The sequence below is a fragment of the Streptomyces geranii genome (assembly GCF_002954775.1).
GTDB lineage: Bacteria > Actinomycetota > Actinomycetes > Streptomycetales > Streptomycetaceae > Streptomyces > Streptomyces geranii.
The window spans coordinates 113,919-126,753 of the sequence record NZ_PJME01000009.1 but is presented as its reverse complement, the minus strand read 5'-3'; the positions used below and the strand labels follow the sequence as shown (position 1 = coordinate 126,753).

The window sequence follows — 12,835 nt, the reverse complement described above, 5'->3', positions numbered from 1 at the left end:
CAGGCATGAGCGCTTCCCAGACCCCCGCTTCCCCTACCGCGACTCCCGCGCCCGCAGCGGCTGTTGACGGCACCGGCAGCGCCGCGACCGTCGCCGTGGTCGTCGACGGCTACTCCGCCGGCAACTTCTATCCGGCGGCGTTCGCCGCGCTCGGCGCCCGTGTGCTGCACGCGCAGACCACGGCGGAGCTGATCCCGACGATGCTCGCGCCCGACCTGACGGCGTACGAGCGGAACCTGGTGAACACCGACGAGGCCGCGCTGGCCGAGCAGTTGCGCGCCCACGCCCCGGCCGCGGTGGTGCCGGGCCAGGAGTCCGCCGTACGGGCCGCCGACCGGCTCAGCGAGGCGCTCGGGGTGAAGTCCAACGGGACCGCGCTGTCGGCGGCCCGCCGGGACAAGTACGAGATGATCGAGGCGCTGCGCCGGGCGGGGGTGCGCTGTGCCGACCAGTTCAAGAGCGACGACGCCTCGCTGATCGTCAAGTGGGCCGAGGACCAGGGGCGTTGGCCGGTGGTCGTGAAGCCGCTGGACTCGGCCGGGTCCGACGCGGTGTTCGTCTGCCAGGACTCCGGGGAGACTCGGACGGCCGCCGAGAGCGTGCTGGCGGGGAAGACCATCTTCGGCAACGCCAACGCGGAGGCGCTGGTCCAGTCGTACCTCAGGGGCACCGAGTACATCGTCGACACGGTCAGCGCCGACGGGCACCAGTACGTGTGCGGGGTCTGGGAGTACGAGAAGACGCTGCTGCCGACCGGCCGGAACATCTACAACCGGGACATCCTGGTCGCCCCGGACGCCGACCCGGTGCCGGCCCTGATCGCCTATGTCACCGAGGTCCTCGCGGCGCTCGACGTGCGCTGGGGGCCGACGCACGCGGAGGTCATCGTCACGGACGAGGGCCCAGTGCTCGTGGAGATCGCCACCCGGCTCAACGGCAACCTCAACCCGGCCTTCCAGGACCGGTGTCTGGGCCACAACCAGGCGGGGCTGGCCGCGCTGGCGTACATCCGCCCGGCCGAGTTCGTCGAGCGGTACGGCGACGGCGTGTACCGCAAGCTGCAGTCCGCGTACACCTACAACGCGCCCACCGTCCTGGACGGTGTCGTATCCGCCGTGGACCAGGAGACGGTGGCGGCGATCGACGCGCTGCCGAGCACGGTCGTCACCGCGGTCAAGTACAAGCCGGGTTCCCGGATCCGGCCGACGAACGACCTGATGACGGCCGCCGTGCGGATCTATCTGACCTCGCCCGACGACACCCTGCTCGACGCCGACTACGAGCGGGCACGCGCCCTCAAGGACGCGGTCTACCGCGTGAACTGACTTCCGAGCCCTCTCTGGAGGAACACCGTGCACAGCCGAATCGGCCTCTTCCTGTCGCCCGTTCACGAGACGGGCCAGGACCCTCATCTGGCGCTCCACCGCAGTCTGGACCTGGTCGAACTGGCCGATCGGCTGAACTTCGACGAGGCCTGGTTCGGCGAACACCACACGCTCGGCTGGGGGTTGGTCGGCGCCCCGGAGACCCTGATCGCCGCCGCGAGCCAGCGCACCCGGCAGATCAGGCTGGCCCATGGGGTGGTGCCGCTCTCCGGGCACCACCCCTTCCATGTGGCGAGCCGGGCCGTCCATCTGCACCACCTCACCCGGGGCCGCTACATCCTGGGCGTCGGCCCCGGAGTCCCCTTCGACGCGACGATGTTCGGCCTCGACGGCAAGGAGCAGCGCAAGCGGCTCGACGAGGCGCTGCCGACCCTGCTGGAACTCGTCAACGGCGAGGAACGGGTCACGCAGAAGACCGACTGGTACGAACTGGTCGACGCCAAGCTGCAGTTGCCGCGCTTCGGCCCCGGTCCGATCGAGGTCGCGCTGGCCACCTCGGGCACCTCGGTGACCAGCCCCCGGCTGATCGGCCGCTACGGCCTGAGCATGACCTCCTTCGCGCTGCCGTTCGCGCTGCTGACGCCGGGCGCCCCGGAGCACATGGGGCTGGCCCAGCAGTGGAAGCACGCGCAGGAGGCGGCCGACGAGCACGGGCGGACGCTGCGCCGCGAGGACTGGCGGGTCGCCCTCCCCGTACATGTCGCCGAGACCCGTGAGCAGGCCTTCGCCGAGGTCCGCGAGGGCTACGACCGCTGGCTCTTCGAGTACTTCGCCAAGGCCGCCGGCCGTGACGTCCTCGCGCCGGGCGCCTCCCGCGCGACGGCCCTGGAGGCGCGGGTGGAGGCGGGCGGCGCGCTGGTCGGCTCGGTCGACGACGTCGTGGACGGCGTACGCCGGATCCAGGAGGCGACCGGCGGCTTCGGCACGCTGCTCGTCTACGTCGCCGACTGGACCTCGTACGAGAACACCAACCGCAGTCTGGAGCTGCTGGCCCGGCAGGTGGCCCCGCGGCTCACCGGTGCCGCCGACCGGCCGCGGGAGGCCGTCGAGTGGGCGATCGCCCGCCGGAGCAAGTAGCGGCACCACAGGTCGGAACTAGCCAACAAGCTGAGGGAGATGCTGAAGCCGTGGGCGGTTCGCAGCACTGGCAAGAGCACTGGAACAGCCGTCGGGTCCCCTTCCAGGAGGAGTGCCGGCGGGCCCGGGCGGCGCTGCTGGCCGACCTCGGGGACCCGGGGGCGGCCCAGCGGCGGGTCCTCGCGGACATCGTGGACGTGTGCCGGGACTCCCTGCACTGGAAGGAGCGCGGCTACGACACCGTCGGCGCCGACGCGAAGAGCTTCCGTGAGGTCCTCCCGGTCAGGCGCTACGACGACTTCGTGCCCGAGATCGACCGCGAGACCCGGACCAAGGGCGGCGTCCTGTCGTGCAGCCCGGTGCTGCGCTGGCTGAAGACGAGCGGGACGACGGGGGCGCCCAAGCGGGTGCCGTACACGCTGCACTGGCTGTTGACCTACCGGATTCCGGCCATGCAGGCGATGTGGGGCACCTATCTGGACCTGCACCCCGCGATCCTCGACCATCCGTACGCCACCCTGGACACCCAGACCGTGCACGAGAGCGTGGACGACTTCCTGTACGGGGTGCAGTACCAGGCGATCAGCAACCGGCATCCGCGTATCAACAGCCGGGACTGGAACCCGCCTTGGGCGACCGCTCCCTGGTTCGGCCTGGAGGCGCCGTCCGCGCACGCGGGCCGGATGTACCACCGGATCCGCCATCTCGTGGGCCGGCGCCTGGAGTTCGTGTCGGCGATCAACCCGAGCACGCTGATCTCGCTGCGCGACCTGATCGCCGAGCACGGTCCCGAACTCGTCCGCGACCTGGCCGCAGGCACGCTGGCCGGCCGGCCGTACGGGGAGCCCGATCCCTCGGCGGCCCGGCATCTCCAATCGGTGCTGGACCAGGGCGAGTTCACCCTCACCGACGTCTGGCCCTCGCTCGGCGCGTACAGCTGCTGGCTGTCCTCCTCCGCCGGGCTGTACCGGTCGAAGCTGGACGGGGTGCTGCCCGGGGCGCGGGCGATGCCGTTCATGAGCTGCGGTACGGAGGGGGTCACCACGGTCCCCGTCGACCGCTCCCTGGACAGTCAACCGCTGGCGGTCGGGCAGGCGTTCTTCGAGTTCGTGCCGGCCGAGGTGGAGCTGGGCAGGCTGCTGGACGCGGGCGAGCGGGTCGACACGCTGCTGTTCGACGAGGTCGAGGCGGGCCGCGACTACCACCTGATCATGACGCAGGGCAACGGCCTCTACCGGCTGTGGAGCGGCGACATCTACCGCGTCGACGCGGTCAGGAACGGCGTCCCGTGGGTCCACTTCGTGCACCGCGACGGTGTCTTCCACTCCTTCACCGGCGAGAAGATCACCGAGGCCCAGGTCACCGAGGCGATCGAGCAGGCGCTGGCCGCGTACGGCCTGGCGGGCGGCCTCTATCTCTGCGGGCCCCGCTGGGCAGAGCCCCCGCACTACGTCGTGGTCGGTGAAGTCCCGCGCCCGGGCGCAGAGTTGGACCACCGGCTCTCCGACGCCGTGGACCGCGCGCTCGCCGCCATCAACATCGAGTACGCGAGCAAGCGCACCAGCGGCCGGCTCGGCGCCCTGGAGTTCCGCACGGTCGGCCGCGACACCATCGCCGCCTACACCGAGTCCCGGCGGCAGCTCGGCAACGCCACCCAGTACAAGTACAGCCCCTTCCAGAAGGACACCGATTTCGTCGCCGACCTGGTCGGCGGGGCGGGAGTACCCCGGTGATCGAGACGAAGAGGCCGCCGCAGAACGTGCGCCGGGAGATCATCACGCTCTCCGTGGACGGCATCGACCTCGCGCTGCACCTGTGGCGACCGCGCGGGGAGACCAAGGGCGCCGTCTTCTACTTCCACGGACTGCAGTCCCACGCGGGCTGGTTGTGGGAGGTGGGGCCGCAGTTCGCCGACAACGACATCGCCTTCTTCGTGCTCGACCGGCGCGGCAGCGGGATCAGCGGCGGTGAGCGCCAGGACGTCCCGGACGTCGACACGATCGTCGCGGACTACGTCACCGCGATCGGCCACACCCGTGAACTGATCGGCGACGACGTCCCGTTGACCCTGTTCGGGCACTGCCTGGGCGGCTCCTTCCTGGCCGCCCTGCTGCACCGCCCCGACTTCACCGTCCGCTACGACGCCACCGTCTTCTGCTCGACCTGGCTGGGCCGGCTGCACGCGGTGCTCGGCGAGGAGGAGCGGGCCGCTCTCGCCGCCGAGACGAGCACGGAGCCGTGGGACGCGGGGCTGAGGTCGGCGGACTTCACGGACGACGCCCGCTACCGGGACTTCATCGACAACGACGACCTGGCCGCCCGTACCCTCACCCGCCGCTCACGGGCGGTCCTGCTGGCCCTGGAATCCCTCTACTTGGACCCGTCCCGCCCCCGACTCCCGGACGTCCCGGCCGCGTTCGTGTCGGGCCTGACGGACCCGATCATCGACCTGGACGCGACCCGCGAGGTCTTCCAGGGCCTGTTCGCGGACGGCGGTCTGGCCGTCCAGTTCCCCACCGACCGGCACTACCTCTTCTACACGGACGTCAGCCGCAGCCTGGTCGACTGGACGTCCACGCACACCCTGCTGCAGGGGCTCGACCGTGGCGTCTGAGGCGCGGCTGTACCGGGTGGCGCTGCCGATGCGCGTCGGCTTCGACCACCCGGCGGCCCGCCGCCGCACCAGCGACAGCCTGGTCCTGCGTCTGACCGTGGACGACGTGTCCGGCATCGGGGAGTGCGCCCCCCGCTCGTACGTCACCGGCGAGACGACCGACAGCGTGACCGAGGCCCTCCAACGCGTCCCGCTGCACGCGCTGTTCGACCGCCTGCACACCACTCCTCCGACGGAGCTGGCCGCCCAACTCCGCGCCGAGGGCTTCGAGTCGACGTTCCCGGAACTCTTCACCCACACCCTGGGGACACCGCCCGGCACCAATCTGGTGTGCCTGCTGGAGACGGCCGTACTGGACCTGTTGTGCCGTCAGTTGTTGCTCCCGGTGGGCGAGTTGCTGTTCCCGGGGGCCGCTGTGCTCGACTCGGTCCCCGTCTCCCAGGTGCTGGATCTGAGCATCGGCGTCGAGGAGTTCCTGGACACGCGCGGGCCCTTCCACTTCGTCAAGGTGAAGGCGTCCGACGACATCGAGCGGGACGTCCGCACGGTGGCCGCGATCAGACGGCGGCTCGGCGCGGACGTGCCGGTGATGGTCGACGCCAACATGAGCTGGACGCCGAGGACGGCAGCGCCGTACGCGCGCCGGCTGCGCGAGGCGGGCATGGACCTCGTCGAGGAGCCCCTCCCCCGCCGCTCGTGGGCCGCGCTGCGCGCCCTGCGCCAGGAGACGGGCGTCCGTGTCCTGCTCGACGAGTCGGTGTGCACGGCGGCGGACGCGCGGGCGGCGGTGGCGGCCGGGGCGTGCGACGCGGTGAACGTCCGGGTGTCGAAGAACGGCGGGCCGGTCGCCTCGGCCCGCCTGATCGAGTACGCCCGCACCGAGGGGTTGGGCTTCCAGATCGGCGTGCAGGTCGCCGAGACGGGACCGCTGATCAACGCGAGCAGGGCGCTGGCGCTGCGCTCTCCGGGTGCCCTGACCGTCGAGGGCGGACAGTCCGACCGCTTCTTCGCGGAAGCGGACGCGATTGTGGCTCCTTGGCCGGTGGTGGACCGGCGTACGAACACGATCGGGCCCGTCGAGGGGGTCGGTTTCGGTCTGCGGCTGACTGATCAGGCTGTGCGGTGGACGGCTCTGAGCTGGGCGGACGGTAGGTCGTGGCTGCGGGTTGCCTCCGGCGGTGGGAAGCGTTTCGACCGCGGGCCGGTGGGGGTTGATCGCGCAGTTCCCCGCGCCCCTTGAGGGGCGCGTCCCTCCCCCCTGTCATCAGTTCCACCGAGAGGAGCACCCCATGACTGCCCTGTTCGAATGCACGTACAAAGGTGAGCGGTATGTGGGCCACGGCGCCCCGGAGGACGACGTCCTCACCCTCTTTCCCCTCGGCGGCGCCGATCCGCGTGCCGCCGTGCTGGCCGCCGACGGCGATGCTCCGGCGCTGCTCGCCGCGCTGACCGAGGGCCGCGAGCCGGTGAGCGCGGCCGTGGCGGACGTGCGGTTCCGGCCACCGCTGCTGCCCGACTCCGTCGGGGACGCGTTGGTGAGTGGCTTCATGGCCACCCACAACGTGAAGGCGGACTCGGGGGCGCCCACGCAGCCCAACTGGTTCTTCAAGGGGCTCGGCGAGGTGCTGAAGGTCTCCGGTGAGCCGCTGCGGGTGCCGCGGGGCGCGATCGCGGTGACCGAGGAGGCGGAGGTCGTCCTCGTGTACGTCGGGGACGCGGACGGCACCCCGAAGTACGCCGGGTACACCTTCGGCAACGACCTCACCGACATCGGCCGTTTCAAGCGGCACGCGGGGCATCTGTCGTACGCGAAGCTGTGCGACGCGGGCGTGGCGCCGTATCTCTTCCTGGGCACCCCGCCGCAGCAGGTCACCGGGCAGGTGACGGTCGAGCGGGACGAGGAGGCCGCCTGGCAGGGGCCGTTCACCACCGGGGTGAAGGCCCTGCACTACGGGCTGCGGGACATGACGGCCGGCCTCTTCGCCAACGCGTCGCTGCTGCACCCCGGCCGGGTGCACTACGTCTACCTCGGCGCGGACCGCAGCAGCTTCCACCACGGCTTCACGATCACCGACCGCGACCGCGTGACGATCGACTTCGCCACGCACGGGGTCACGCTGTCCCATCCCCTGCACTGGGGCTGACGGGACGGCTGTTTCAGGACACGCCCGCGGTGGCCCGCACCGTAGTCGCGATAGTCGCCGACCCCACAACCCGCGTGCCGTCGTACAGGACGATCGCCTGGCCCGGCGCCACCCCGCGCACGGGCTCGGTGAACGTGACCTCCAGAGTGCCGTCGACCAGTGCGGCGGTCACCTCGGTCTCGCCGCCGTGGGCGCGGAGTTGGGCGGTGTAGGTGCCGGGGCCGGTGGGGGCCGCTCCGCACCAGCGGGGGCGGATCGCGGTGAGGGCGTCGACGTCCAGGGCCGTCGCCGGGCCTACCGTGACCGTGTTGTCGACCGGGGAGATGTCCAGGACGTAGCGCGGCTTGCCGTCGGCGGCCGGGGTGCCGATGCGCAGGCCCTTGCGCTGGCCGATGGTGAAGCCGTACGCGCCCTCGTGCGTGCCGACGACCGCGCCGGACTCGTCGACGATGTCGCCCTCGGCCTTGCCCAGGCGGTGTGCGAGGAAGCCCTGGGTGTCGCCGTCGGCGATGAAGCAGATGTCGTGCGAGTCGGGCTTCTTGGCGACCGCGAGGCCGCGCCGCTCGGCCTCCGCGCGGATCTCGTCCTTGGTGGTGAGGGTGTCGCCGAGGGGGAACATCGCGTGCGCGAGCTGGCGGTCGTCGAGGACACCGAGGACGTACGACTGGTCCTTGGCCATGTCCGAGGCGCGGTGCAGTTCGCGGGTGCCGTCCTCGTGCGTGATCACCTGCGCGTAGTGGCCCGTGCAGACCGCGTCGAAGCCCAGGGCGAGGGCCTTGTCGAGGAGGGCGGCGAACTTGATCTTCTCGTTGCAGCGCAGGCACGGGTTCGGGGTCCGCCCGGCCTCGTACTCGGCGACGAAGTCGTCCACCACGTCCTCGCGGAAGCGCTCGGCGAGGTCCCAGACGTAGAACGGGATGCCGATGACGTCGGCCGCGCGGCGGGCGTCGCGGGAGTCCTCGATGGTGCAACAGCCACGCGCGCCCGTGCGGAACGATTGGGGGTTCGCGGACAGGGCGAGATGGACGCCGGTGACGTCATGGCCGGCTTCCGCCGCCCGGGCGGCGGCTACGGCGGAGTCCACGCCGCCGGACATGGCGGCCAGTACGCGGAGGGGCTGCTGCGCGGTGTGGGTCATCGAGGTGTGAGTCATAACCCTTCCAGGGTACGGGGCGCCGGGAACCGGGGCGCGCGAGTATCCGTTGCGATCACATGGAGGAAACACAGGCTCGCCGGGAGACCGGTCGCGGCCTTCCGCAGGACGTGCCCCGGCAGCTGCGCAGCGAGGGCCACCGGAGAGCCGCGCCGAAGGACGGCGACCGGCGGATCGGGCGGCGCGCGCTGCTGATCGGCGGCGCGGTGGCCGCCGTCGCCACGGGTGTGCTCGCGCGGGACGAGCTGGCGCGGATGTGGTGGCGGGTGCCCGGGGTGGCGAAGCCGCGCAAGGAGGGCGAGGTCGACTACGCGGGGGCGCGCTGGGTGGCGGCCTCCTCTGCGAACTGGCGGATGGCGGACCGGCCCGACGACTACGGCGTGGACCGGGTGATCATCCACGTCACACAGGGCAGCTTCAACAGCGCGGTGAAGGTCTTCCAGAACCCGGCGCACGGCGCGGCGGCGCACTACATCGTGCGCAAGGACGGGCACGTCACGCAGATGATCCGCGAGCTGGACGTGGCCTTCCACGCGGGCAACCGGGAGTTCAACGAGCGGAGCGTCGGCATCGAGCACGAGGGCTTCGTGGAGAAGCCCGAGGACTTCACGGACGCGATGTACGAGGCCTCGGCGCGGCTGACGGCGCGGGTCTGCGCGAGGTACGGCATACCCGTCGACCGGGAGCACATCATCGGGCATGTGGAGGTTCCGGGCACGGACCACACCGACCCGGGCAAGGGCTGGGACTGGGCGAAGTACATGCGGCTCGTGACGCGGGCGAGCGCCGCCTCCACACAGGAACAGAAGTGACGCACATCACGGCGATTGGATCATGAACGTTTGATGAGTGCGGGCCGCCCGAAGTGTCCCGCGCGCTGATCCTGACCTGCGGGACGCCAACTCGCCTTCGCTCTCATGGAGTTGCCAAGTCAAAGGGTGGCTTCAGGTTGCACAGGTTCTTGCCTGGCTTCCTAGGTTCGCCTCAGTCTTTACACAGTCCTTAGCTCAAAGCTCCGCAGCCATGACCTACTCACACGAACCCGCAGGCCCGGCGGAGCAGCAGAACCCGGCCGGACAGCAGAGCAAGGGCACCCACGCCAAGCGCGACCGGGGCGAGAAGGGCGAGCACACCCAGCAGAGCAGGAGCCGGTCCGGCAAGGGCCTGCACCGGCGGACGTTCCTCGGCGGCATGGCCGGGGCGGCGGGGCTGGCGGCCGTCGGCGCGGCGGGGGCGACCTTCGCCCTGCTGTCCAACGGCAGCGGCTTCAAGGCATCGGCGGCCGACGCCACCCTGAACATCCCGGACCTGCTGGAGGGCACCACCGCCGACGGCACCACGACGTTCACCCTGACCGCGAAGACCGGTACGTCGGAGGTGATCAGCGGCGTCACCAGCACCACGGCCGGCTACAACGGTTCGTACCTCGGCCCCACCATGAAGTGGACCAAGGGCGACACCGTCCTGCTGAACATCACCAACAGCCTGGGCGACGACACCACCGTCCACTTCCACGGCGCCCACATCCCGCCCAAGATGGACGGCGGCCCGCAGAACTCCTTCGCCGACGGCGTCACCTGGTCGCCCACCTTCGAGGTCCTCGACGAGGCGAAGACCCTCTGGTACCACCCGCACGCCCTGGGCACCACCGCCGAGCAGGTCGTCCACGGCCTGGCCGGTCTGATCATCGTCGAGGACGACTCGGAGGTCTCGGCCGCGCTGCCGAGCGAGTACGGCGTCGACGACATCCCGCTCATCCTGCAGTGCCTGGCGGTGGACACCGCCGGCGACATCAAGTACGACGCCGCCGGTTACCGACTCGCCACCACCACCTTCCCGGTGCTGGTCAACGGCACCAACGTCGACGCGACCACCCTCGGCTTCACCGCCACCAAGAAGCGCACCCGCTTCCGGGTCCTGAACGCCTCCCCCGCCGACATCATGACCGTCCAGCGCAGCGACGGCGGCACGCTCACCCAGATCGCCAGCGACCAGGGCTATCTCGCCGAGCCCACCGAGGTGACCACGATCCGGCTGGTGGCCGGAGGCCGCGCCGAGTTCGTCCTCGACCTGGCGGACGCCGTCACGCTGCAGGCCGTCGTCACCACCGGCTGGATCCGCGGCGGCAGCGGCACGTACGACTTCCTGACCGTGACCCCGGACGCCACCGACACGCCGGCCGACCTGCCGAGCACGCTCAACACCATCACCCGCTACGACACCAGCGCCTTCACCGCGCGGACGATCACCCTCGGCCAGAACGGGGCGACCATGCTGATCAACGGATCGGCGGGCACCACCATGGCCGGGATGGCGATGATCAGCACCACGCTGGACGCCGAGGAGATCTGGACGATCACGAACAACACGCAGCTGGAGCACTCGTTCCATCTGCACGACGTGCCCTACCAGGTGATGGAGATCAACGGCGCGGCACCGACCGGCGTCAATCTCGGCTGGTACGACACCTTCGAGGTGGTCGGCGGTGGCTCCATCAAGATCGCGATGAAGTTCACGGACTTCACCGACGACACGTACATGTACATGCTCCACTGCCATCTGCTGCAGCACGAGGACGAGGGCATGATGGCCGCCCTCATGGTGCTGGACAGCTAGCACGGGTTCACCGCCTCCCCGGGACGGTTGCCGCCGGCAGTGGAAGTGCCGGCGGCAACCTGCTGGGAAGGTAGACCAACAGTGCGTCACTGTCGACAGTTGACGCAGATGTTGAGCAGGATCACTTTAATTCAGTCCGAGTGTCGACACTCGTCCGAATGACCTGACGAAGTCATCCGCGAGTTATTGACGGTCCATCAGTTTCCTTTGCCGGTCGGGCAGTTGGGGTCATGCTGTGATCCATGTCGACCTCCTCCCCCACCCCCGGCCGCACGATCGCGGCCGTCGCCGTGGCGGCCTCCGCGCTCCTCGGCCAGTTACTGACCGGCGCCCCCACCGCCGCCGCGGCCACCCCCACCCCGGCCGGCTCCATAGCCTGGCAGCCCTGTGAATCCCCGTACGGGGAAGGCGAGTTCGAGTGCGGGAGCCTCGCCGTCCCGGTGGACTGGCAGCACCCGGACGGTACGACCGTCGACCTGGCGCTCGTCCGGCACCGGGCCACCGATCCCGACCCCGCCCGGCGGCTCGGCCCGCTGCTGCTCAACCCGGGCGGCCCCGGCCAGTCCGGGGTGAACCTCGGCCTCAGCGCGCCGTTCTCCTTCTCGCCCGAACTGGCCGCCCGTTTCGACTTCGTGGGCTTCGACCCGCGCGGTATCGGCGCCAGCGCCGAGCTGAAGTGCTCCGGGACGGTGGTGAAGGCCAGGCGGGCCGCGCTGGGCCCGACCGACGAGGCCTCCTTCCAGACCCTCCGCCAGGCCAACCGCGCCCTCGCCGACAACTGCCGCGAGGTGTCCGGGCCGCTCGCCGACCACATGGACACCGGGAGCGTCGCCCGGGACATGGACGCGATCCGCGCGGCCCTGGGCGAGCGGCGGATCAGCTACTGGGGCGGCTCGTACGGCACGCTGATCGGCCAGCAGTACGCCGAACTGTTCCCGCACCGGGTGCGCGCGATGGTGCTGGACTCCAACATGGACCACAGCCTGGGCACTTGGGGCATCCTCAAGAGCCGTACGGAGACCCTGGAGGCATCCTTCGGCCTGTTCGCCGACTGGTGCGAACGCACCCCGAGCTGCCTCCTGTACGGCAAGGACGTGCGCGAGCTGTTCCGGACGTACTACGCGGCGGCGGAGCAGGGCCGCCTCGTCTACACGCTGTCGGGCCTCCCCTTCTCCGCCTCGACGCTGCGGGGAATCGCCTACAGCTACATGTACGAGCCGGCGAACTGGTCCACGCTGGCGCTGGTCCTGTCGTACCTGAGCGTGGTCCCCGAGCCGCCGACGACGACGGCCTCCGGCACCACCTCCCCGGCAGCGGCGGCGGCCGACGACCCGGTGGCGTTCACCTACGACCCGGTCCTGTGCCAGGACTTCGACCTGGACGTCCCGTCGTACGCGACGATGACCCGCTACGAGACCGAGCTGGCCCGGATCGCGCCGCTCACCCGGGTCGCCTCGCTGGGCTGGTCGTACATGACGAGCTGCCAGAACTGGACGGACCGGGTGGCCAACCCGCAACACCCGCTCCGGGTGACGGGCACCCCGCCGATCCTCCTGACCAACAGCAGGTACGACGTGGCGACTCCGCACGCCTGGGCGGCGAACGCGGCCCGCCAGATGGGCAGAGAGGCCCGACTCCTGACGTACGACGGCGTCGGCCACATCACGTACTGGCGCAGCCCGTGCGTGCGAGCGGCGACGGACACCTACCTGACGACCCTGACACCCCCGGCGAAGAACACCCACTGCCCGGCGATCTGGCCGGGTGCAAGCACCAAGACGGCCTTGTTGGACCCGATGGAGAAGCCGGAGATGAACACGCCGCTAAGCGGGACGTCCTAAGGGGC

10 protein-coding genes are annotated in these 12,835 nt (G+C 70.6%); 9 read left to right on the top strand and 1 reads right to left on the bottom strand.

Features of this window, described 5'->3' with window-relative positions:
• Positions 1 to 5 precede the first annotated feature (5 nt).
• Genes CW359_RS15725 through CW359_RS15700 form a run of 6 tightly spaced genes read left to right on the top strand, consistent with a single transcriptional unit; the run spans position 6 to position 7,220 of the window.
• The gene (locus CW359_RS15725; RefSeq protein ID WP_198655233.1) at positions 6 to 1,325 is read left to right on the top strand and encodes an ATP-grasp domain-containing protein; all 1,320 of its coding nucleotides are present in this window, start codon (positions 6 to 8) and stop codon (positions 1,323 to 1,325) included.
• A 27-nt stretch (positions 1,326 to 1,352) separates the two neighbouring features.
• Positions 1,353 to 2,462: an LLM class flavin-dependent oxidoreductase gene (locus tag CW359_RS15720; protein WP_105970554.1), complete on the top strand. Its 1,110-nt coding sequence runs from the start codon at positions 1,353 to 1,355 to the stop codon at positions 2,460 to 2,462.
• A 50-nt stretch (positions 2,463 to 2,512) separates the two neighbouring features.
• Positions 2,513 to 4,195: a GH3 family acyl-acid amido synthetase gene (locus tag CW359_RS15715; protein WP_105970553.1), complete on the top strand. Its 1,683-nt coding sequence runs from the start codon at positions 2,513 to 2,515 to the stop codon at positions 4,193 to 4,195.
• The gene (locus CW359_RS15710; protein WP_105970552.1) at positions 4,192 to 5,076 is read left to right on the top strand and encodes an alpha/beta hydrolase; all 885 of its coding nucleotides are present in this window, start codon (positions 4,192 to 4,194) and stop codon (positions 5,074 to 5,076) included. The genes CW359_RS15715 and CW359_RS15710 overlap by 4 nt, the downstream gene beginning before the upstream one ends.
• On the top strand, positions 5,066 to 6,316 hold the full coding sequence (locus CW359_RS15705; protein WP_198655232.1) for a mandelate racemase/muconate lactonizing enzyme family protein: 1,251 nt from the start codon (positions 5,066 to 5,068) through the stop codon (positions 6,314 to 6,316). The genes CW359_RS15710 and CW359_RS15705 overlap by 11 nt, the downstream gene beginning before the upstream one ends.
• A 49-nt stretch (positions 6,317 to 6,365) precedes the next feature.
• Positions 6,366 to 7,220, top strand: coding sequence for an FAH family protein (locus tag CW359_RS15700; RefSeq protein ID WP_105970551.1), 855 nt, complete (start codon positions 6,366 to 6,368; stop codon positions 7,218 to 7,220).
• A gap of 13 nt (positions 7,221 to 7,233) precedes the next feature.
• On the opposite strand, the gene mnmA is transcribed toward CW359_RS15700, so the two are convergent.
• Positions 7,234 to 8,358: a tRNA 2-thiouridine(34) synthase MnmA gene (gene mnmA, locus CW359_RS15695; RefSeq protein ID WP_105970645.1), complete on the bottom strand. Its 1,125-nt coding sequence runs from the start codon at positions 8,356 to 8,358 to the stop codon at positions 7,234 to 7,236.
• Between the two features lie 74 nt (positions 8,359 to 8,432).
• Between mnmA and CW359_RS15690 the strand changes: the two genes are divergently transcribed.
• From CW359_RS15690 to CW359_RS15680, 3 genes are all read left to right on the top strand, one after another.
• A complete protein-coding gene (locus CW359_RS15690) occupies positions 8,433 to 9,185 on the top strand; it encodes an N-acetylmuramoyl-L-alanine amidase (RefSeq protein WP_105970550.1) in 753 nt (250 codons plus the stop codon).
• A gap of 211 nt (positions 9,186 to 9,396) precedes the next feature.
• Positions 9,397 to 10,989: a multicopper oxidase family protein gene (locus tag CW359_RS15685; protein WP_105970549.1), complete on the top strand. Its 1,593-nt coding sequence runs from the start codon at positions 9,397 to 9,399 to the stop codon at positions 10,987 to 10,989.
• A 242-nt stretch (positions 10,990 to 11,231) separates the two neighbouring features.
• On the top strand, positions 11,232 to 12,830 hold the full coding sequence (locus tag CW359_RS15680) for an alpha/beta hydrolase (protein WP_105970548.1): 1,599 nt from the start codon (positions 11,232 to 11,234) through the stop codon (positions 12,828 to 12,830).
• Positions 12,831 to 12,835: the final 5 nt, after the last annotated feature.